The organism is Candidatus Magnetaquiglobus sp., assembly GCF_058402785.1.
On the sequence record NZ_JBZVFG010000005.1, the window covers coordinates 60,872 to 83,059 of the forward strand.

Below are 22,188 nucleotides of genomic sequence, written 5' to 3' on the forward strand. Positions count from 1 at the left end.
CGCGTCCGGCCCGGCCAGCGAGAAACCGGCACCCGCCGCGTCCGGCCCGGCCAGCGAGAAACCGGCACCCGCCGCGTCCGGCCCGGCCAGCCCCGCGACCACGGTGGCGACGCCCGCCCCCTTCTGGCCCTGGCTGGCATTCGTTCTGGGCTGCGGCTGGCTGGGAACCGCCGGGGCCTGGTGGTATCGTGCCAGAGCGACCCGACGGAACGCTCCTGCGTGCGCTCCCCCTCGATCCGCCTCCGATCCCCTGACGGATGCCCTGGACGCCCTCAAGCGTGCCTGCGCGGCCAACGATCCCAGGACGGCCCACGCCGCCCTGTTGCAATCCGGCATGGCGCACGCGAAGATCCTGGCCGAGGAGGTCGCCCGGCTGCAAGCCGCCCTTTACAGTCCCGACCCCACCCCGTGGCACGGCGAACCACTTTGGCGCGCGACCCGGGCCGCGCTCAACCAGCCACGTTCGGCCCGGAATCGGGCCGAACCCGATCCCCTGCCCCCGTTGTATCCGCCATGAACGGCCCAGGCGACCCGCGCTCCCTGCCCGACGCCCGTTCCGATCCCGGTTCCTCGCGGCCCGTGTCCGGCCTGTGGCTGCGCACCCCGAACCAGCGCGGAGAGGACAGCCTGCCGGATGACGCGACACGGGACCACCTCCTGGACCTGGACCCGCGCCGCCATCTGCTCTGCGCCCGTTGCGGGATGCGCATCACCAACCACGCCTGGCGCATCCGCGTGGCCGCCGGTCACGAACACACGCTGTTCAACCCGCACGGGGTGGTCTTTCACATCGGTTGCTTCGCCCGCGCTCCCGGCTGCATCACCCGTGGTCCCGAGTCCCGCGAATTCACCTGGTTCAAGGACCACGGCTGGAGCCTGGCCGGCTGCTCGCGCTGCTGGATCCATCTTGGCTGGCGGTTCCGCCATGATAGCGCGACAACCTTCTTCGGGCTGGTGTTGAACCGTCTGAAAGAGGGAAAAACGGACTGAATCGATCATTCGGCCTGTCTTTTCCCGAGCAAATGCGTCATGCTGGATAAAGATGATTTTTTGATTGACAAAGTTTGTCCCGGCCCCGTTCACCAGGAATTCCGTCGCATGTCCAAGACGCGCGTCTTCATCCCGTTCTGGCTCCTCGTGTCGGGCCTGGTGGTCCTCGCCCCCTTCTCCCCCGTCCAGGCCGGAGAGTACGAAGCGGTCGGCTCCCTCAAGGAGACCCAGCGCGCCGCCAAACAGGGCTCGGTGGAGGCCCAGAACAGCCTGGGCATGATCCATCGCGATGGCCTGGGAGTGCCGCGCGACTACGCCGAGGCCCTCAAATGGTATCGAATGGCCGCCGACAAGGGCCATCCCGAGGCGCAATACCATCTGGCCGACATGTATCGCGACGGCAAGGGGGTCAAGAAGGATCTGGACGAAGCCAAGAAATGGTATCTCCAGGCCGCCGGGAAAAACTTTGCCGATGCCTACCTCTCCCTGGGACTCCTCTACCGTCAGGACAAAACCAATCCGGAGAGCGCCCGCGAAGCGGTGAAATGGTTGCAGAAAGGGGCGGAAGGGGGGCTGGCGGATGCCCAGCATGCGCTCGGAGTGCTGCTCTCCGATCCGTCCACCCCGGTGCGCGACGACGAACAGGCGCTGGTCTGGTTGAAAAAAGCCGCGGAACAGGAGTTCCCCAAGGCGCAAACCGCCCTCGGCATGCTGCTGGCCTCAGGCAACGGCGTGACGAAGGATCCGGTCCAGGCGCTCATGTGGTTGAACCTGGCGGTGACCCAGGGGGATCCGACCGCAGTCAGGAAACGGGCACCCCTTTTGGAGTCCATGACCCCGGACCAGATCGCCAAGGCCAAGGAGCTGGCCGATCGCTGGATACCGCCGGCCATGGAGAAACTCACGGCGCCGGTCAAGGAGAAGACCACCCCGTGAAACTCCCTCCCGCACACGCCACCCGCAACCGTCCGCCCTGACCCGGAACCGGAATGGCCCCCTTCATCCACCTGCATGTCCACTCGTGCTACTCGCTTCTGACCTCCACGGTCCGTCTGGAGTCCCTGGTGGCGCGCGCCAAGGCGCTGCACATGCCGGCACTGGCCCTGACCGATCAGGGCAATCTGTTCGCCACCGTGCAGTTCTACATGGCCTGTCTCAAGGCCGGCATCAAACCGATCATCGGCGCGCAGGTGTACCTGGTCCCGGATCGCCACGACAAAAACCAACGCCCGGACCTGGAAACCCGCGATCAACTGATTCTGCTCTGCCGCGATGCCACCGGCTGGCGAAGCCTCACCCGTCTGGTCTCGGCGGGCCATCTCGAGGGGAGCCACGACAAACCCCGCCTCGACCTGGCCCTTCTGCGCCAGCACCGCGATGGTCTGATCGCCCTCTCCGCCGGCCCCAAGGGGGCGGTGGGCCGACTGCTTTCCGCCGGGCAACGGGAACAGGCCAAGGGGGTCGCCCTGGAGCTGGCCAGGATCTTCGGCGACTCGGAGAGCGGCGCACCGGGATTCTATCTGGAGGTGCAGCGCCACGGAAATCCGGACGAGGCGTATCTGGTCGAGGAGACGGCCCGCCTGGCGCTGGCCATCGACCTGCCCCTCGTGGCCACCAACGATGTCCACTTCCTCGACCCCTCCGATCACCGCGCCCACGACGCCTTGATGTGCATCGGCGCCGGGTTCACCCTGCTCGACGACAAACGCCCGCGCATCAACGACCGCTACCATTTCGCCCCCCCCGAGGAGATGGCCACCCTGTTTGCCGATCTGCCCGAAGCGCTGGCCAACACCGTCCAGATCGCCAGGCGGTGCAACTTCCGGCTGCAACTCGGCAAGACCGTGCTGCCGGAGTTTCAGGTTCCCGAGGGACAGGATCTGGCCTCGTGGCTCAAAAGCCAGGCCGAAAAGGGGCTCGAACGACGCCTGGAGCAGTCCGTCACCCCGATCACCGATCCCAAACTGTTGAAAGAGACCTTCCGCCATTACCGGGAACGGCTCGACTATGAACTCGATGTCATCGTGCAGATGGGGTTTCCCGGCTATTTCCTGATCGTCTCCGACTTCATCCGCTGGGCCAAGGAGCACGATATCCCGGTGGGTCCGGGACGCGGCTCCGGAGCCGGTTCGGTGGCAGCCTGGGCCCTCGACATCACCGACCTCGATCCGTTGCGCTATCAACTCCTTTTCGAGCGTTTCCTGAATCCGGAACGGGTCTCCATGCCCGACTTCGACGTGGACTTCTGCATGGATCAGCGCGAAAAGGTGATCCACTACGTGCAGCACAAATACGGCGCGGACCGGGTGGCCCAGATCATCACCTTCGGCACGCTCCAGGCACGCATGGCCCTGCGCGATGTGGGTCGGGTGCTGCAACTCCCTTACGGCCAGGTGGATCGCATCGCCAAGCTGATCCCCAACATCCTCGGCATCACCCTGAAGGAGGCCATGGAGCAGGAGGATCGTTTCCTGGTGCTGTTGCAGGAGGAGCCGGAAGTCCAGGAACTGATCGATCTGGCCCTGGCCCTGGAGGGTCTGCCCCGTTCCGCCGGCACCCACGCCGCCGGCGTGGTGATGGCCAACGGTCCCCTGACCGACATGGTGCCGCTTTATCTGGATCCGCGCTCCGACATGCCGGTCACCCAGTTCAACATGGTGGACGTGGAGAAGGTGGGGCTGGTCAAGTTCGACTTTCTGGGGCTCAAGACCCTGACCGTGATCGACGACGTGGTGAAACTGGTCAATGCCCAGCACGCCCGCGACAACCTGCCCCCCATCGACATCGCCGGCATCGACATGACCGATCCGGAAACCTTCCGGCTTCTCCAGGGAGGGCAGACACGGGGGGTATTCCAGCTCGAATCCTCGGGCATGCGGGATATCCTGAAAAAACTGGCCCCCGACACCTTCGAGGACATCATCGCCCTGGTGGCCCTCTATCGACCCGGTCCGTTGGGGTCGGGCATGGTGGAGGATTTCATCAACTGCAAACATGGCCGGGTAGAGGTGGTCTATCCCCTGCCGCAACTGGAACCGATCCTCAAAGAGACCTACGGGGTGATCCTCTACCAGGAGCAGGTGATGAAGATCGCCCAGGTTCTGGCCGGCTACACCCTCGGCGGAGCGGACCTGTTGCGCCGCGCCATGGGCAAAAAGAAACTCTCGGAGATGCTCTCCCAGCGCGACATCTTCGTGCGCGGCTCGCTGGCCAACCAGGTTCCCAAGGAACGGGCCGAATACATCTTCGATCTGATGGAGAAGTTCGCCGGCTACGGGTTCAACAAATCCCACTCCGCGGCCTATGCCCTGATCTCCTACCAGACCGCCTGGCTCAAGGCGCACCATCCGGTCGAGTTCATGGCCGCCACCCTCACCTGCGACATCATCAACACCGACAAACTGGCCGCCTTCATCCGCGAGTGCCGCGCCATGAAGGTGGCGGTCCTGGCTCCGGACGTGAACCACTCCCAGACCATCTTTTCGGTGGAAAACGGCGCGGTGCGTTATGGTCTGGCGGCAATCAAAAACGTCGGCGAGGGGGCCATGGAAGCGCTGGTCAAGGCGCGGACCGACGGTGGACCGTTCCAGTCGCTGCACGATCTCTGTCAACGCATCGCCGAGGCCGGGGTCAACCGCCGGGTGATGGAGAACCTGATCAAGTCCGGGGCCTGTGACGGGCTCGGAGGCCATCGCGCGGCGCTCATGGCCGCCCTTCCCGAAACCCTGGCCCTGGCCTTGAAAAAGAAAACCGATCGCGGCAAGGGGTTCATGGACCTCTTCGGCGACGATGAGGAGCCCCCACCTCTGCCGGAGACCCCGGAGTGGGGCTTCGAGGAGCAACTCGCCTTCGAAAAGGAGGCGATCGGCTTCTACATCACCGGTCATCCGGCGCAACGCGACGCCGAGGAGTTGCAGGCCTACGGCATCGATTCGATCGCACGGGTCAAACACAAGGCCCGACTTCGCCTCGACGCCAACCCCAAGGCGCGGGTGGCCGGGGTGATCGTGGAAAAAAAGATCCACCGCACCAAGAAAGGGGATCGCATGGCCTTCATCACCCTGGAGGATCAGGAGGATCAGATCGAGGTCGTGGTCTTCTCCGATGTCCACCAGGAGGCACGCGAGTTGCTCGAGGGGGAGGGTCTGCTGGTCGTCGAGGGAAACCTGGAACTGGGCGACGAAGAGCCAAAAATCACCGCCGAGCGGATCGTGGATCTCAACACCCTGCGCCGGGACTGGTGTCGGGAGATCCTCATCGAGGTCGATGCCCCAACCCTCACGGAGAGCGCCATCGAGCGGCTCCACGAGTGGGTGTCGCGCCATCCGGGAACCACCTGCCGAATCCTTGTCGCCCTGCGCCTGGAGGATTGCATCGGAACATTCGTTCTTGGCGAAAACTTCAAGATCACGCCCGACGCCAACCTGCTCGAAGGGGTCCGCAAACTGTTCGGCCACGAACGGGTGCATGCCCGACGCACGGACTCCTTTTAAAAATGGAGGTTTTACGTGGCGATGATCCGTTGAATTCCGAGCATCCTTCCATTAAATTACCGCGAGTTGGATGCCGTGCTCTGAACCGCACCCATCACGGGATGCGTGGTTTCTCGCAAGGCCATGGTGCAAAATACGAGCTTCGTTTCCAAACCTGCAGGATGGGGGGAGAATCCCCTCACCCCCAACCGTGGACCTCCCTTACGGGAGTTCCACAGTAATTAAAGCGGAAACGAAGCTCGCGAAGGCTGCGCGCGGCGCATTTTTCGCAAAAGAGGCGAAAAATGCTTCTTTGAGAAGAGCGCGCTCAAGTCAAAAACAACGTCCCAGGGGCTTTGCCCTTGGATCCCACCAGGGGGATAATCCCCCTGGACCCTTGATGACTGAACTATGCATTCCGTGATGAGTTCGGTTTAAGAGGCTGTTTGGTGATTCCATGCATGGCATCACCAAACCGGCACGAATCGAAAAAATCGATTCGTGCTTTTCAAATGACCGCGCAATTTGGCGGGCCCTGAATGGCCCGCGTCGACGGTTTGGCCTTTGCCAAACCGCCTCTGAAAAAGATGATGCACCCTTGCCATTTTCCTTGACCGTGGAACTCCCGTCAGGAAGGCCACGGTCGGGAGGGTGAGGGATCTCTGCTCCCAGCATGCACGTTTACCAAGGAAATCGGCCATGTCATGGCTCCATGAGATCAAACTGCGCACCAAATTCATGATCATGCTGCTGATTCCACTTGTCGGCATCCTGGGATTCGGCGGAATCCTGATTGTGGACAAGCTGGAAAACTATCAGCAGATGCGCGCCATGAATCAACTGATGCGACTGGCGGTCAAAATCAGCACCACGGTGCATGAACTCCAGAAGGAACGCGGCATGACCGCAGGCTTTCTGGGCAGCAAGGGGGAAAAATTCAAGACCGAACTGCCGACCCAACGCGCCAGGGAGACCGACCCGGCGCTGGAAACCCTCAAAACTTTTATCCGCCAGTTCGACTCGAAACGGGTGACCGGGGATTTTTCCAAAAATCTCGATCAATCGCTGCAAAAACTCCAGGCGCTCGAGGCCACGCGCAAACAGGTCACCAACCTCTCCATCGCCGCTCCCGAGGCGCTCGGTTCCTACACCTCGACCATCACCTCCCTGCTCGGCAACATCGAAGCGGTCACCAGATTCGCGACGGATCCCCAGCTCAGTTCGATCACCCGCGCCTATGTGAACTTTCTGAACGCCAAGGAGCGCATGGGCCTGGAACGGGCCACCCTCACCAACACCTTCAACCAGAACGCCTTCGGGCCGGGCATGCTGCGCCAGTTCGGTCGCCTGGTCGGCGAGCAGGAGACCTTTCTCAACGGTTTCAACGCCCTGGCCGAGCCCGAGCAGATTGCCTTCCACAAAGAGAAGGTCACGACCCAAACCATCGGGGAGGTGGAGAAATTCCGCCAGATCGCTTTCGAAAAGGCCGGCGCCGGTCAATTCGGGGTGGATGCCGGAGCCTGGTTCACGGTGATCACCGAGAAAATCAACCAGATGAAGGAGGTGGAGGACCGTCTCTCCGCCGATCTGGATCAGCGTTCGGAAGCGATGCAATCCCTCGCCATGCGGGGACTGATCACCGATGTTCTGCTCGTGACCCTCCTGCTCCTCCTGACGGCCACGCTCGGGTTTCATTTCGCCCGCGACATCCTGAATCTGGTCGGTGGCGAACCCTCCGAGGTGATGCACATCATGGAACGGGTGGCCACCGGGGATCTGACCGTCTCCTTCAACGGCGGACACGCGGAAAAAACCGGCATCTACGGCTCGGCGGCGCGCATGGTGGAAAACATCCGCCAAATCGTCCACCAGATCCACTTGCAGAGCGATACCCTGAAAGCCTGCGTCACGGAACTGCTGGAATCCAAGAAAATGCTCGACACCGACGCCGGTGACGGTGGACGCCTGGTGCATTCGGTGGCCAAGGCCAACGCGCACATGGCGGAAAACGTCGGCATGATCCGCGAAAACGCGCTCAACACCGACGCGCGCATCAACACGGTCGCCGCGGCCATCACCCAACTTTCGCATGCCATCAACGGCATGGCGCAAGCCTCTCGACAGGCATCCTCCACCGCCAGCACCATCGCCGCCGCCTCCGAGGAGATGACCGCCAACCTCTCCGGGGTGAACGAAAGCCTGATTCAGGTGAACCAGTCGGTGAACACCGTGGCCAACTCCGTGGACCGGATGAGCGTCTCCATCAACGCCGTGCGGCAGCGCTGCGAGGCGGCCAGCCGCGAATCCAGCCAGGCCGACAAACTCGCCGACGAAGGGTTGGCCGTGGTGGAGAAGCTGGCCGAATCGGCCCGCGAAATCAGCAACGTCACCACGATCATCAACAGCATCGCCGAACAGACCAACATGCTCGCCCTGAACGCCGCCATCGAGGCCGCCGGCGCGGGGCAGGCCGGCAAGGGATTCGCGGTGGTGGCCAACGAGGTGAAGGATCTGGCCCGACAGACCGGCGAAGCCACCCTGGCCATCGCCAACCGGGTGCAGGAGATCCAGGATCTCTCCAACCAGGCCGCGGAGTCGGTGCGTCGCATCGCCACCATGGTGGAGACCCTGGTGGTCACCAACGACGAGATCACCCAGGCGGTGGGCGAACAGGCGGGCATGACGATGGAGATCTCCCGATCCATGGGCGCGGTCTCGACCGCCGCCGACGATGTGACCCGCAACGCCCAGGAATTGGCCGCCGCCGCTACCGAGGTGGCCCGTTCCGCCGAGGATTCGGCCACAAGCGCAGAGAACATCGCCCATGCCGCCACCGAGGCAGCCCGTGCCGCCGAGGAGTTGACCCGGAACAGCCACGAGGTGCAGACCCTCTCCGGCTCGACGCTGGAAGCCGCGGATGCCTCCCTGCTCACCCTCGAAAACAACTCCGCCAAGGTAAGCGAAACCGTGGAGCGCATGGGATACATCGAGGGGACCGCGCACCACACTTCGGTGCTGGTGGATGTGATCCACAACTCGACCGGGGATCTGACCGCGGCCACCAGTCTGATTCAGCTCGGCGACAAACCCTTCGACAGCGAATCGATCAAGCGCGCCCATCTCAAGTGGCTCGGCAAGCTCGAAAACGTCATCCGCGGTCGCACCCTGATGCAGGCGAGCGAAGTCGCCAGCGGTCACGAATGCGACTTCGGCAAGTGGTACGACACGGACGGCGCCGCCCGGCATGGCAGGCGCGAGACCTTTCAGATGCTCGGCAAGGTGCACATGGCAGTGCATGAGGCGGCCCGCGAAACCGTGCGACTGGTCAACGAAAAACGGGACCAGGAGGCGGTCGCCTCCATGGATCGGTTCAACGAACTGCGGCGGGAGTTGTTCGCCCTGCTCGACGGACTCTACCTGGAGACCGCCGGAAAAAAGAACGAAGCATGACCCCCGACGCGTCCGGGATATCCGCCACCCAACCGGTCGGATGTCATGGCGCCGACGAGAAGACTCTTGCGGGCAACGTGGTTTGTGTTAAACTTCCGCGCTTGCAACGCTAAGGCGTGCCCGCCTGTACCCGACCACCCCCCCATGGCGGACCCCCATTCCGGTCGTGTCAGGATTCTCAAGGAGTCTCAAGGACATGGATTTCAAAATCCCCGTGCGCCTTTCGGTCGCGCCCTTTTCCATGCGTGTCGCCCCATGACCATGGACTCCTCCGGGGTGGGCCGACCGATTCTCTGGGGCCTGGTGCTGGCTGTCGTGGTGTTCATCCTGGATCAGTGGACCAAGGCGATCGCCTCACGAGAACTGCTGGATACGAGCATCGTCCTGATACCAGGCTTCTTCGATCTGCTGCTGGTGCACAATGTTGGCGCGGCCTTCGGACTCTTCACCAACCTGCCGGCCTCCTACCGGGTGATCTTTCTGGTCGGCGTGGCGAGCGTGGCGGCGCTCGTGATTCTCTGGATGCTCAAATCGGCCCGCAGCGGCATGCTGGTGTTCGGATTGGGCATTCTGCTGGGCGGCGCGCTCGGCAATCTGGTGGACCGGGTGCGCTTCGGATGGGTGGTGGACTTTTTTTATGTCCACTGGCATGATCTCTCTTTTCCGGTCTTCAATCTGGCTGACTGCGCCATCACGGTGGGCGTGGGGCTTTTGCTCCTCGACCATTGGCTGGCGCCGGACCCTTCCGATCCGTGAGGAAAACGATGAACGACAGCTCTCGGTCTTTTCCATCCGTCGCACTGGCGGCGCTTTTGATGCTGCTCTCCGGCTGTTCGAGCAACTTCACCATGCCATGGGAGCAGAACATGCTCGATCCCAGCCGCATCGCCACCCGCGAACCGCTGGAAATCCCACCGGATCTCGACACCCTGCCCACCAACGACCCCCCCGAGGAACCCGCCGGAAGAGTCGGCGACCGCCGCGCCGGCAGGGATGACTCCGCGCCGGCTTCGGCCCGGTCGATCCTCTTCAAAGGCCAGGAACCCGCGCGCGAAGCCAAGCCCCTGGGACGCGACGAGCAGGAGCGTCTGCCCGGCTGGCTCGGCGATGGGGCCACACGGAGCAAGAAGTGACTGGCGCGCCCGATTCGCCGGATCGCATGTCCTGCCCGCACGGCACAAAAAACGACAGGCGAGCCCGGTTCGAATCTCTCCTGCCCGCACGGATCCGCGCGGTCGGACTGCTCCTGGGGATTCTCGCCGTTCTGGCCCCGCTTCGCGCCTCGGCGCTCGACTCGCGTGAATTCACCCTGGACAACGGTCTGAAAGGGATCGTGGTGCGGGAGACCAAGGCCCCGGTGGTGATCGTGCAGGTGTGGTATCGGGTCGGATCGGCGGACGAAAAGCCGGGCAAAACCGGGCTCTCCCACATGCTCGAACACATGATGTTCCAGGGGACCGAAAGCGTTCCACCCGAACAGTTCAGCCGGATCATCGCCCGCGAGGGGGGCGAGGACAATGCCTCGACCACCACCGATTACACCATGTATTACGTGAAACTCGCCTCGGATCGGCTCGAGCTGGCGCTCAGACTCGAAGCGGACCGGATGCGCGGCCTGAAGCTCTCCGAAAAGGAGTTCAAGTCCGAAAACCTGGTGGTGCGCGAGGAGCGACGCATGCGCACCGATGCGGATCCGAATCAACGCATGCTGGAACGCTATCGAGCGCTGGTGTTCGGCGACCATCCCTATGGTCGTCCGGTGATCGGCGCGATGCAGGAGATCGAGGGGTTGACGCTGGCGGATCTTTCGGCCTGGTATCAGATCTACTACGCCCCCAACAACGCCACCCTGGTGGTGGTGGGCGACGTGGATCCCGAAGCCACGGAAAACCTGGTGAAAAAACATTTCACCCCCCTGCCAGCGCAACCGGAGATCCCCAAACCGCGCCTGCCGGATCCGCCGCGTCGGGAGACGCCGGCCCGGCTGGAGGTGATCGACAAGGCGGCCAGGCTGCCGGTCTGGATGGCCGCCTACACCGTCCCCTCCCTTGCCATGACACGGGACTCCAACGACGCCATGGCCCTCGACATCCTGGCCGCCGTGCTCGGCGGCGGAGGCACCAGCCGTCTGCACAACCGTCTGATCCGCGAAGAGGCCCTGGCGGTCTCCGCTTCGTCCTCCTACGGCGGCCATGCCATGAGTTGGGAGCAGTTCTCGCTCTCGGCCATGCCCAAGGCCGGCGCGGATCTCAAGGAGATCGAAAAGGCCATGTTCGCCGAGGTGGAACGGCTGCAAAAGGAGCCGGTCCCGGTCCGCGAGCTGGAAAAAGCCCAGAACGGCCTGATCGCCGAGCGGGTGTTCACCATGGATTCCATCGACCACATCGCCTGGGTGATCGGACGCATGAGCCTGAACGGCCTGGATTGGCGCACCATGTTCGATGACTACCCGGCACGGGTACGCGCCGTCACCAGCGCCGATCTGCAACGGGTGGCCACGCGCCATCTCCAGCCGGAACGGCTCACCGTGGGGATCCTCACGCCATGAACGCGCGTCGATTTCACCCGTGGCTCTGGATCGTCCTTCTCTGGCTCGGATGGATGACCGTGGGCGAAGCCGCCCCGGCGCGGGAACGGGAAAAGATCCAAACCTGGGTCGCGGAGAGCGGCTTGCAGGTGATTCTCATCGAAAATCACGTCAATCCGATGGCCGAGGTGCGTATTCTGGCGCGCGGCGGGTCGGTCCACGACCCGGAAGGACGCGAGGGGTTGGCGTCGCTCACCGCCTGGATGTTCAACGAGGGGGGCGGCGAACTCGATTCGAGCGTCTTTCAGGAGCGGTTGCACTACTACGGCATCTCCATGGCCGCGGATGTGGGTTCCGACACCATCGAAGTCCATCTGACCAGTCTGAGCGAACATCTCGACGAGGCCTTCGCCCGTCTGGGGGATGCGCTGTTGCGTCCCCGATTCGACCGGGCCGATTTCGAACGCGCCTTGCGTGAACGGAGCGCCGAGCTGATCAAGAGCGAGGAGGATCCCGCCTATCGCGCCTCGCGTGCGCTCACCCCCATGGTCTACGGCGCCCACCCGTATGCCCGTCCCACCAAGGGGACGCTGGAGAGCGTCAAACGAATCGAACTGGCCGACATCCGCCGACATCACGCCGCCACCTTCCGCGCGCCGGGGATGGTGATGGCCGTGGCCGGCGACATCACCCGCGAACGCCTCGAGGCGCATCTGAACCAGCACCTGGGAAAACTCACCCGCGAACCAGGCCCTTTCGCCCCCCCTCCCAAGGCCAAACCGGTTGAAAAAGGGGCGGAGACCCACATCGAAATGGATCAGCCCCAGACCACGGTGCGCATGGGGGTGGTGGCCATCGATCGCGAGGATGCCGATTTCCACGCCCTGACGGTGATGAATCAGATGTTGGGCGGTGGCGGATTGACCAGTCGGCTCAACCAGGTGGTACGGGAGGAGCGCGGCCTGGCCTATGGGATCTTCTCCGGATTTTCGCCCCTGGCCGGGCGCGGACCATTCACGATCAGCACCGAAACCAAGACCGAATCGGCTCGGGAGGCGATCGCCCTGATCCGCGCCGAACTCAAGCGCATGATGGATGAGACGATCACGACAGAGGAGCTGCGCGACGTGCAACGCTATCTGACCGGCTCCTTCCCGCTCCATCTGGATGGCCTGGACAAGCTGGCCGAAACCTGGTGTCGCATCGGCTTCTACCGACGCGGATTGGATTACCTGGACACCTGGCCGGACAAAATCCGCGCCGTCACCCAGGCGGATGTCCAGCGCGTAGCCCGAAGAATCCTGAATCTCGACCGGCTCCAGACCGTCACCGTGGGCAAGACGGTCAAGGCCGTCCCGGACGGCCAGACGAAAGAGACCGCCCCGGATGGCCAGACGAAAGAGACCGCCCCGGATGACAAGCCTAACGTGGCCGTCCCGGACGGCGATACTCGGCCAGGAACTGGAGCATCTCCTCCGAGTCGCTGACCAGCAGACGATAGGTCGCCTCGCCGCAGTTGCGGCAGATCGTGCCGCTGCGCGCCCAGCGTTTGTACTGGGTACCCATGCTGCCGATGCACTGATCGCTGCCGCAACGCACCTCGCCACACTTGGCGCAACGGTAGATGTGCATGGGGTGGTTGCCGCACACCGGGCACTCCATGAGTCCCGGCTTGAAGGGTGAGTTGGTCTTGATCAGTAGGTTCTTCATGGTTGATGCTTTCCTGGTTTCGTTCCACGAGCCTTGACGGGTGAACGGACAAGCCGGAATGTGTCAAACAGGATCACATCCGGCTCTTGTTCAACCCGCGTAAGGGAAAAACGTGCCAGATTTTCTCAGCCTCCCCCGAACGCGGGACGGCCACGCATAAATCACTTGCCGCGCCACTCCTTGACCCACATGGCCGTGGCCCCGGCCACGGCGGCAGGCATGGCAAGCACGTTCACGACCGGCACCAGGGTCAGAAGCAGGGTCGCGGCGCCGAAGCCCAGGGAGAGCAACCGCTCCTCGCGCAGCCTGGCCAGGATCTGCTTGTCGTTGAGCTGATGATTGCCCATGGGAAAATCGGCATACTGGAAGGCGTTCATCCAGCTGGTGAAGAACATCCAGATGAACGGCGCCGCCACGTTGACCACCGGCAGCACGAAAAGCAGCAGCAGAGGAATCGCCCGAATGATGTAGTAGAGGATCTTCTGGATTTCGCTGTGCACGGTGGGAAAGACGCTCTGCCACAATCCCTGGGGTTGCGGGTGGTGAGCGGTATCGAAGGTGCCGGCCAGGTGGATTTCGACCTGCTGGGCCAAAAGGGCATTGAACGGGGCACCGATGAGGTTGGCGACGATGCCCAGGCTGGTGAAGAAAAGAATGCCGACCGAACCGAACAGCAAAGGCACCAGGATCCACTCCATCCACTGCAACCAGCTCGGCAGAAAAGCGTTCAACCAGGCGGACCAGGCCAGGATGTGACCCAGGGCAAACCAGCTGCCCGAGACGAACAGCAGGGTGCTGACCAGCAGCGGCGCCAACACGAAACGGCGCAGAGTCGGCGTGGTCAGAAGTTGCAATCCGGTCAGAAGATAACCGATCCCCCGGATGAATGCGGGTGGTTTCATGGTGATGAAGCTCCTTGTAAGCGGCACGGGATGTGAAGCGGGCGACCCTTTTTTGATTTCCGTTAATATACTTGAAACCAACCCGACTTACAATCGTTCCGATGATCGGCCTGGTTGCCCGCCCTTCCGCCGGCGAATCTCCGGAAGAGAATGACCGGTCAACCCGACAAGATGGGGGAAGCCCCCTCGACCATGGAATTCCGTTTCGGAAGTTCCATGGTAACTTGCATGATGGGGGGAGCCCCCCTCACCCCCCTTACCATAGGACCTCCCTTCGGGAGTTCCATGGTAACTTGCATGATGGGGGGAGCCCCCCTCACCCCCCTTACCATAGGACCTCCCTTCGGGAGTTCCATGGTAACTTGCATGATGGGGGGAGAACCCCCTCACCCCCCTTACCATAGGACCTCCCTTCGGGAGTTCCTATGGTAAAGTTTGTTTAATGGTTCAAAGTTTGGTAAATCGGTCTATTCCTTGCTGGACCGATGGTGGTGAGACAAAAATCGACAAAAAATCGACGCCTGTCGTACCGATTTTTTGGGGTTTGCTTGTCTCTGCAATGGAGATGTTCCAATTCGGGAGATGCCTTACATGACGGTTGGAAAAGCGTCGCACTGTTGGAGTTGCGGGTCCATGCTGCCGGCCAACGGCTTTGGCCGTTCGGATGTCTGTCCCAGTTGTTCAAAGGATGCACGGGTCTGCCTGAACTGTCGTTTCCACGATCCGGGAAGCTACAACGAGTGCCGGGAAACCGTGGCCGAACGGGTGGTGGACAAGGAGAAAAACAACTTCTGCGAGGATTTCATGCCCAAGGGAGCGTTGCCACGCAACGAAAACGGACGTTCCTCTTCCGGTCGCGGCGCCAATGGCGGCGGCAGTTCCCACGACAACAGCAGAAATCGTACCCAGTCCAACACGACCACCACCCGCGGACAAGCCAACAACAGCGCGGCATGGGCGGCGGCGGAAGCGTTGTTCAAGAAGGGTTGATCCCGCTCGCGAACGCTGGGTCGTCGGACAAAGATCTCTCGTTCATGAACAACCGTGGTCCACCCGGTCGCCGGGTCTGGAACCATGCGTGGTTGCCAAGAGGTGTGACATGCCGGTCAGGGAGAGCATGGAGCGCGGGCGCGTCCCGGTGAAGATCTTCACCGACGAGGTGGATGATCTGTCGCGCCGTCAACTGGCCAATGTCGCCAATCTGCCCTTTGTGTTCCATCATGTGGCGGCCATGCCGGATGTGCATGCCGGCATGGGGGCCACCATCGGTTCGGTGATCCCGACCGTGGGGGCATTGATCCCCGCGGCAGTGGGAGTGGACATTGGTTGCGGCATGTGCGCGGTCCCCCTCGATCTCACCCCGGCGGCACTGGGCGACAACGGCGAACGGCTGCGCGCGGCCATTGAAAAAGCCATTCCCCACGGTCGCACCGATGATGGCGGCCCGAACGATCGCGGCGCCTGGTCCCGGGTGCCCGAAACGATCGAAACCTGGTGGACGCACGGCGCCATCCAGCGCCAACTGGGCGACCTCCTGGCACGCCATCCCAAGCTGCTCACCTCCCGCACCAACACGGTCCGTCATCTGGGAACGCTCGGCACCGGCAACCACTTCGTGGAACTGCGCACCGATTCGCAAAACCGGGTCTGGATCCTGATCCACTCCGGTTCGCGCGGCATCGGCAACCGCATCGGCACCTACTTCATCCAGCGCGCCAAGGATACCGCCGGCCACGAACTCAAAACCCTGCCCGATCCGGATCTGGCCTTCTTCAAGGAGGGCTCCACCGATTTTGCCGACTATGTGCGCGCTGCGGAATGGGCCCAGGGATTCGCCAAGGCCAATCGCGCCTTCATGCTCGGGGCGGTGATCGAGTCTCTGGGAGAAGCGCTCAACCGTCCGATCCGGATGGTCGAACCCCCGATCGACTGTCACCACAACTATGTAGTCAAGGAACGCCATTTCGGCACCGAGGTGTGGATCACCCGCAAGGGGGCGATCCGGGCGCGCCGTGGCGACATGGGCATCCTGCCGGGCTCGATGGGCACCCCCTCGTACATCGTGCGCGGCAAGGGCAACGAGGTCGCGTTCCACTCCTCGGCCCACGGCGCGGGACGACGCATGGGACGCAACGAGGCGATGCGCCGCTTCACGGTGGCGGATCTGGCCCAACAAACCCAGGGGATCGCCTGTCCGAAAGACCGTTCGGTGCTGGACGAAATTCCCGGCGCCTACAAGGCGATCGACGCGGTGATGCGCCATCAGGAGGATCTGGCCGAGGCGGTGCATGAACTTCTGCCCGCCGTCTGCGTCAAAGGGTGATGGGCAACTCCGGCACATCCGCTTATCAGGGGGATCCCGCTCTGGGACTGATGCGCTATCGGGTCGGCGGCTGCGTGCGGGATGGTCTGCTGGGGGTGCCGTTCAAGGAGCGCGACTGGGTGGTGGTCGGCGCGACCCCCGAGATGATGCGTGCGCGTGGATTCCGACAGGTGGGCCAATCGTTTCCGGTCTTCTTGCATCCGCTGAGCGGCGAAGAGCATGCCCTGGCCCGCACCGAACGCAAGGCCGGACGCGGGCATACCGGATTCGCGGTCGATTTCACGCCGGAAATCACCCTGGAGGCGGATCTGGCGCGTCGGGATCTGACCATCAACGCCATGGCGCTCGATGACGCGGGTCGCCTGATCGATCCGCATGGCGGGCTCGCGGATCTCAAGGCACGGCGTTTGCGGCATGTTTCGGCGGCCTTTGGCGAGGATCCCCTGCGGGTGTTGCGGGTGGCGCGCTTTCGGGCCACCCTGGACCGTTTCGGCTTTGGCATCCAACCGGATACCCTGGCGATGATGTCCGATCTGGTCGCCTCCGGGGAGCTGCATGCCTTGAGCGCCGAACGGATCTGGCGCGAAACCGAAAAGGCCCTGTCCAGCGACGCGCCGGTGGCCTATTTCCAGGTTCTGGATGCAAGTGGCGCGCTGGCGGAACTGTTTCCCGAGTTGGCCGCGCTCAAGGGTAAAAGCCACTCCCAGGAGCATCATCCCGAAGGAGATGCCTTCGAACACACCTTGTGGGTGCTGGCACGGGCCACGCGCCTGACTTCGGATGCGACGATCCGCTTTGCCGCGCTCTGTCACGATCTGGGCAAGGGGTTGACGCCCGAGGCGGAACTGCCGCGCCACATCGCCCATGAAAAACGCGGCGTGACGGTGGTGGAAGGTCTGCGGACGCGCCTGCGCATCCCCAAGGCGTTCGGCGCCCTGGCGCGGCTGGTGGCGGGGGAACACATGCGCTGCCATCGGGTTGCCGAGATGCGACCCGGCAAGGTGGTCGATCTGTTGGAACGGCTGGATGCCTTGCGCCGTCCCGAACAGCTCGACAAGGTGCTACTCGCCTGTGCCGCGGACTCCCGCGAGAGTCCAACCCTGGGCCACCATCCCGCCGGCGAACTGCTGCGAGCCGCGTCGCGGGCCTGCCAGGGGATCGATGCCGGAGTTCTGGCGGCGAACGGAAAACAGGGCAAACAGCTCGGCGAGGCGTTGCGTCAGGAACGGATCCGCGCGGTCAAACGGATCCTCATCCAGGCGCGACACGAACAATCCACACATGACGCGTGAAAACACATGGAACTGTTTCATTCAATCATTCTCGGGATCGTGCAGGGACTCACCGAGTTCCTGCCGATCAGCTCCTCGGCCCATCTGATCCTGGTGCCCAAACTGCTGGGATGGGAGGATCAGGGGTTGATGTTCGACATCGCCGCCAACACCGGCAGCCTGGTGGCGGTGTTGGCCTATTTCTGGCGCGATGTGGTGCGTTTGACCGTGGGGTTCGCGCATACCTTGCGACCGGGTGGATTCACCGACAATCCGGATGGCCTGCTGGCCTGGGCGGTGGGTTGGGCGACGATCCCGATCGGTCTGGCCGGGTTGACCTTCAAGCACCACATCGAAACCCTGGCGCGCGATCCGACGGTGATCGGCACCACGACGCTCTTCTTCGGCGTCCTGCTGTGGGTGGCGGATCGGCGTGGTCGCCGGTTGAGGGGGATCGAGTCGTTGACCTGGAGAGATGCGGTGCTGATCGGCGTGGCGCAGATGTTCGCCCTGATTCCGGGCACCTCGCGATCCGGGGTCACCATGACTGCGGCACTCTTCATGGGCTTCACCCGCGAGTCGGCAGCCCGTTTCTCGTTTCTGATGGCCATCCCGGTGGGGGTCCTGGCGGCGATCCTGGAGTTCCGGGATCTGCTCAGCCTGTCCCCGACCCTCTCCGAATGGCTGTTCATGGGCATGGGACTGATGGTCTCCGGGATCTCGGCGTTCGCGGTGATCCATTGGCTGATGGCCTGGCTGCGTCACCAGAGCCTGGTGCCGTTCGCCATCTATCGGATCGTGCTCGGTCTGGTGATCTTTCTGGTCATCTTGTGATCCACTCCCTTCAAAACCATGGTGCCGATGAACACCCTCGAATCCCTCCATGACCCGGATCCGGCACGCTTCGCCAGCGCCTACATCGGCTATCTGTGCACGGTGTTGCAACGCATTGATCCCAAACGGATCGCCGGCTTCATCGCCACCCTGCTCGATGCGCGGGAGCGCGGGGCGACGATCTTCTTCATGGGCAACGGCGGAAGCGCGGCCACGGCCAGCCATTTCGCCAACGACCTGGCCATCGGCACCCGCGCGCATCACAAACCCTTCCGCGCCCTGGCCATCACCGACAACCTCTCGGTCTTGACCGCGATCGCCAACGATTACGGCTACGAAGGGGTGTTCGAACGGCAGTTGCGGGTCTTGGGTCGGGCTGGGGATGTCGTGGTGGGGATTTCGGCCTCCGGGAACTCGCCGAATCTGCTCCGGGCGTTCGAGGCGGCCAAGGAGATGGGAATCAAGAGCGTGGCGCTCACCGCCTTTGATGGCGGGGCGATGCGCGCCATGGCCGACGAGGGGATTCACGTCCCCACGGATCCCAAGGAGTACGGCCCAGCCGAGGATGCCCACATGGTGCTCGACCATCTGGTTGGGGCCTATCTGATGCAACTGGTCAAACGCGGAGGGTGAGCAGGAGCCGGACAGCTCACGCGCACCGCTCCGATGCGCTCCCGTGGCGGGTCAATTCATCGTGATCCCGGCGCCGCTCAACAGGTTCTTGCCCACCTGGTGATCCTCGGGAACCAGGCGTTCCTTCTCCCCGCACTGCACCTGATACTGATCGCTCGGCATCTGCCAGGCGCCGAGGATGGAGAATTTGGCGTCGTAGAGGATGAACACCAGAAAATTCCAGCCACCCTGGTGGGCCTTGGAGACGTAGACCTTCTCCGAACCGGGCCCCCGCCGGGCGCAACGCACGATGTAACGCTGCTTGTTGTAGATGAAATCCACGTCGCTCGGGGCTGGAACCACCCGATCCTGCATGTGCAGGGAGTAGCGTTCGTCCGACATGCCCACCAGCAACGCCGCATCACGGGCCGCGATCACGGACGCTTGCAGCGGCAGGAGACCATAGCGCTCCTCCCACTCCAGGGCCAGGGAAACCAGATTGTCACGGGTGCGCCGTCGCTGTTCGTCGGAAGGGATCGCACCGGCAATCGAAGTTCCACCCACCGTGGCACCCGGAGCCACCTCCTCGACCTCCACCTCGACGACCGGTTCCTCGGGCTTGGCCGTCTCGGGAGAGGCCCATTTCGCGCGCGGTCGCAGCTTCCAGGCCATGAAGCCCACCAGCATCATCACGACCCAGATGATCAGGAAGTTCCGGAACTCCTTGAAACGCCGCACGGCGCTGTCCATCTGAGCCTGTTCCTCGATGGCGCGCCCCTGGGCGGCGGCCTCGGCGTTCACGGTCCCCATCGGCACCGCGCCAGCCGGCAACGTGGCATCCGCCACGGCCTCGCCGACCAGAAGCGTCTCGACAGCTCGCGGAACGAATCCCTCCACCCGCATGGTAGCCAACGACACCAGCACCCATGCGATCATCACCAATCCGGTCCATCTCCACCTGTAACGGATCCCGCTACTCATCCCCCTCCTCCAGGATCTTTTGCCCCTCCTGCTCGTAACGTTTCTTGTGTCCGGGCCAGTAGGCCCAGGCGATGATCGCCACGAACAGCACGAAGAACCAAACCAATGCGAACTGCCGCGTGAACGAAACCAAGGTATCGAAATCCATCTCACCCTCCCTGAACCGAGGCAGACACCTGAATCCGACGCGCCAGACGATACTCCCCGCCCGTGCCGCTCACGCGCACCTTCAACTCCCAGACTCCGGACAGAGGCACCATCAACCCCGCCTCGTAGCGACCCGGAGCGATCTCTTTCATGACGAAATCCCGATCATACCCCTGTTGCACCGGACGCACCAGAGTTCCTTCGACGTTCGCCCCCACCAGCGGGGCTCCCTGCCTGTCCAGGACCGTCAGAAGCAAGGGGGCTTCGGAACCGACCTTGAGGGCTCCGTCGTCGAGGGTGACGCGCCAACCCATGGCATCCTGTTCGTGTTGGGCCTTGAGCACCTGATTGTAGGCCAACCCCTTGTCATAGGCCTTGTCGGTCACCAATCCGGTCCAGGAGTCAAGGCTCAAGCGGACGAAAATGGCGTTGACCACGAACACCACCACAAAGAACAATACAATGGCAGTCGGCCATGGCTCAAGCCGAAATCCTCGCTTCCTGGTTCCATCCTCGGTCGTTGTTTCCATCACGGCCTCATGAACACGCTCTTGTAGGTTGACGAACCGCCAGACGGAGACTGGGCGTCCAGGGTGAAGTGGAAATCCAGGCTCCCCGACTCCACGCTGGCACAGGCCTGCCGCACATAGGCCGAGAAGGTGGTCACCGATCCGGGGGTCACCGACAGCAGGGGACGCCCCTCGGCATCCCGCTCGTTCACCGCGCCCACCACCAGGTTCGCACCGGGCAGACCGGTGATCCCCAGGGCGTAGGTTTGGGCGGTGGTGGTCATGTTGAGCACGCGCACGGTGAAGTTGTTCTGGATGCTGCCATCGGACTGGGTGATGTAGAGCGGCTGCCGATGGCCGATGGCCGTGAACTCCACGGCATCGTGACGCTCCATGTAGACCACGATACCACCGAGGAAGATGGACAACAACAGCGCATAGACGATGGTGCGACCACGGATCCAGCGGGTTTTGCCCTCGCGCATCTCGCGCAGGGAGGTATAGCGGATCAGACGCCGCGGCATGCCGGTTTTCAGTTTCACCTCGTCGCAGGCGTCGATGCAGGCCCCACAGGTGATGCACTCGTACTGCTGACCGTTGCGGATGTCGATGCCGGTCGGACAGACGGTGACGCAGGAGTTGCAATCGATGCAGGATCCAACCGCGTCACCCAGCTCGGTGCGCTTGCGGCGGTTGGATTCGCGGGGTTCGCCGTACTCCGGATGATAGGCGACGATCAGGGTGTCCTCGTCGAACATCACCCCCTGGAAGCGGGCGTAGGGACACATGTAGATGCAGGCCTGTTCGCGGGCGAAGCCGGCCATCACGTAGGTGGTAACGGTGAGGAAGGCGAGGGTGAACCAGGCCGGAGAGGGGGCCGAGCCATCCAGGAACTGCTTGAGCAGGGTCGGCGCGTCCGCGAAGTAGAGCACGAACGACAACCCGGTCAACAGGCTGACCAACCCCCAGACACCGTGTTTGGCGACCTTGATTTTCAGCTTCGCCAGGCTCCAAGGCGCGCGATCGAGCTTCATCCGGGCATTGCGGTTCCCTTCGAAAAATTTCTCGATCAACAGGAACAGATCGGTCCAGATGGTCTGCTGGCACATGTAGCCGCAAAAGACCCGCCCCGCGAGCGCGGTGATGAAGAACAGCCCGATCGCCGCGGCAACCAACAAAAAGGCTAGAAGAATGATATCCTGAGGCCATATCATCCAATCAAAGATATAAAATTTCCGACCTGGCAAATCGAACAGAATCGCTTGATTCGGCAACCCTCCGGGACGCTCCCAACGCAGCCAGGGGAGCAAAAAAAAGAAGCTCAACTCCCCGGCAAAGAGCCACAGCCGGAAAGTACGGAAGAATCCGGACTGATAGCGCGGATAAATTTTTTTCCATTCCGCATACAACGAGGTCGTTTCCATGGTCTGAATCACACACCTTCTTGACATTGGTCAATT

20 protein-coding genes are annotated in these 22,188 nt (G+C 62.8%); 14 read left to right on the top strand and 6 right to left on the bottom strand.

Translation table 11 applies throughout. The annotated features are described in order from the left end of the window. The 9 genes from ACV4UY_RS03075 to ACV4UY_RS03115 form a co-directional block, all read left to right on the top strand. Nucleotides 1-517 (top strand): BatD family protein (locus tag ACV4UY_RS03075; protein ID WP_491606186.1); only part of this gene is annotated, 517 nt, incomplete at its 5' end. Beyond that, the gene (locus ACV4UY_RS03080) at nt 514-990 is read left to right on the top strand and encodes a cereblon family protein (RefSeq protein ID WP_491606187.1); all 477 of its coding nucleotides are present in this window, start codon (nt 514-516) and stop codon (nt 988-990) included. The genes ACV4UY_RS03075 and ACV4UY_RS03080, both read left to right, overlap by 4 nt. 108 nt (nt 991-1,098) lie before the next feature. Next, nucleotides 1,099-1,926 carry a tetratricopeptide repeat protein gene (locus ACV4UY_RS03085; protein ID WP_491606188.1) on the top strand — a complete coding sequence of 276 codons (828 nt, stop codon included), beginning with the start codon at nt 1,099-1,101 and terminating at the stop codon, nt 1,924-1,926. A gap of 53 nt (nt 1,927-1,979) precedes the next feature. After that, a complete protein-coding gene (gene dnaE / locus ACV4UY_RS03090; RefSeq protein ID WP_491606189.1) occupies nt 1,980-5,483 on the top strand; it encodes a DNA polymerase III subunit alpha in 3,504 nt (1,167 codons plus the stop codon). Between the two features lie 678 nt (nt 5,484-6,161). Beyond that, the gene (locus ACV4UY_RS03095; protein ID WP_491606190.1) at nt 6,162-8,912 is read left to right on the top strand and encodes a methyl-accepting chemotaxis protein; all 2,751 of its coding nucleotides are present in this window, start codon (nt 6,162-6,164) and stop codon (nt 8,910-8,912) included. A 255-nt stretch (nt 8,913-9,167) separates the two neighbouring features. After that, a complete protein-coding gene (lspA, locus tag ACV4UY_RS03100) occupies nt 9,168-9,668 on the top strand; it encodes a signal peptidase II (protein WP_491606191.1) in 501 nt (166 codons plus the stop codon). 8 nt (nt 9,669-9,676) lie between these two features. After that, nucleotides 9,677-10,045, top strand: coding sequence for a hypothetical protein (locus tag ACV4UY_RS03105; protein WP_491606192.1), 369 nt, complete (start codon nt 9,677-9,679; stop codon nt 10,043-10,045). Beyond that, nucleotides 10,042-11,460, top strand: a complete 1,419-nt coding sequence (locus ACV4UY_RS03110) for a M16 family metallopeptidase (protein ID WP_491606193.1) — start codon at nt 10,042-10,044, stop codon at nt 11,458-11,460. The genes ACV4UY_RS03105 and ACV4UY_RS03110 overlap by 4 nt, the downstream gene beginning before the upstream one ends. Further along, complete coding sequence (locus tag ACV4UY_RS03115; protein ID WP_491606194.1) at nt 11,457-12,926, top strand: M16 family metallopeptidase; 1,470 nt, start codon at nt 11,457-11,459, stop codon at nt 12,924-12,926. The genes ACV4UY_RS03110 and ACV4UY_RS03115 overlap by 4 nt, the downstream gene beginning before the upstream one ends. Here ACV4UY_RS03115 and ACV4UY_RS03120 read toward each other — a convergent pair. Both ACV4UY_RS03120 and cysZ read right to left on the bottom strand, forming a co-directional pair. Next, nucleotides 12,862-13,149 (bottom strand): hypothetical protein, encoded by a 288-nt coding sequence (locus ACV4UY_RS03120; protein ID WP_491606195.1) that lies wholly within the window; start codon nt 13,147-13,149, stop codon nt 12,862-12,864. The genes ACV4UY_RS03115 and ACV4UY_RS03120 overlap by 65 nt on opposite strands. Before the next feature lie 161 nt (nt 13,150-13,310). Beyond that, nucleotides 13,311-14,051 carry a sulfate transporter CysZ gene (gene cysZ, locus ACV4UY_RS03125; RefSeq protein WP_491606196.1) on the bottom strand — a complete coding sequence of 247 codons (741 nt, stop codon included), beginning with the start codon at nt 14,049-14,051 and terminating at the stop codon, nt 13,311-13,313. 633 nt (nt 14,052-14,684) lie between these two features. Between cysZ and ACV4UY_RS03130 the strand changes: the two genes are divergently transcribed. The 5 genes from ACV4UY_RS03130 (at nt 14,685) to ACV4UY_RS03150 (ending at nt 19,112) form a co-directional block, all read left to right on the top strand. Next, entirely contained in the window at nt 14,685-15,041 is a 357-nt protein-coding gene (locus ACV4UY_RS03130) for a hypothetical protein (protein ID WP_491606197.1), read from the top strand. Nucleotides 15,042-15,150: 109 nt separating this feature from the next. After that, nucleotides 15,151-16,374 (top strand): RtcB family protein, encoded by a 1,224-nt coding sequence (locus ACV4UY_RS03135; RefSeq protein ID WP_491606198.1) that lies wholly within the window; start codon nt 15,151-15,153, stop codon nt 16,372-16,374. Nucleotides 16,375-16,421: 47 nt separating this feature from the next. Continuing rightward, nucleotides 16,422-17,666, top strand: a complete 1,245-nt coding sequence (locus ACV4UY_RS03140; protein WP_491606238.1) for a multifunctional CCA addition/repair protein — start codon at nt 16,422-16,424, stop codon at nt 17,664-17,666. 6 nt (nt 17,667-17,672) lie between these two features. Next, nucleotides 17,673-18,479 carry an undecaprenyl-diphosphate phosphatase gene (locus ACV4UY_RS03145; protein WP_491606199.1) on the top strand — a complete coding sequence of 269 codons (807 nt, stop codon included), beginning with the start codon at nt 17,673-17,675 and terminating at the stop codon, nt 18,477-18,479. Between the two features lie 27 nt (nt 18,480-18,506). Next, nucleotides 18,507-19,112 (top strand): D-sedoheptulose-7-phosphate isomerase, encoded by a 606-nt coding sequence (locus tag ACV4UY_RS03150; protein WP_491606200.1) that lies wholly within the window; start codon nt 18,507-18,509, stop codon nt 19,110-19,112. Between the two features lie 51 nt (nt 19,113-19,163). Here the strand turns inward: ACV4UY_RS03150 and ACV4UY_RS03155 are convergent, their stop codons facing one another. The 4 genes from ACV4UY_RS03155 to ccoG are packed head-to-tail and all read right to left on the bottom strand — an operon-like array spanning nt 19,164 to nt 22,152. Continuing rightward, entirely contained in the window at nt 19,164-20,027 is an 864-nt protein-coding gene (locus ACV4UY_RS03155) for a hypothetical protein (protein ID WP_491606201.1), read from the bottom strand. A 37-nt stretch (nt 20,028-20,064) separates the two neighbouring features. Beyond that, nucleotides 20,065-20,220, bottom strand: a complete 156-nt coding sequence (locus ACV4UY_RS03160) for a cbb3-type cytochrome oxidase subunit 3 (RefSeq protein ID WP_491606202.1) — start codon at nt 20,218-20,220, stop codon at nt 20,065-20,067. 1 nt (nt 20,221) lies between these two features. Then, nucleotides 20,222-20,749, bottom strand: a complete 528-nt coding sequence (locus ACV4UY_RS03165; protein WP_491606203.1) for a FixH family protein — start codon at nt 20,747-20,749, stop codon at nt 20,222-20,224. Continuing rightward, nucleotides 20,749-22,152 (bottom strand): cytochrome c oxidase accessory protein CcoG, encoded by a 1,404-nt coding sequence (gene ccoG / locus ACV4UY_RS03170; protein ID WP_491606204.1) that lies wholly within the window; start codon nt 22,150-22,152, stop codon nt 20,749-20,751. Before ccoG ends, ACV4UY_RS03165 begins: the two co-directional genes overlap by 1 nt. Nucleotides 22,153-22,188: the final 36 nt, after the last annotated feature.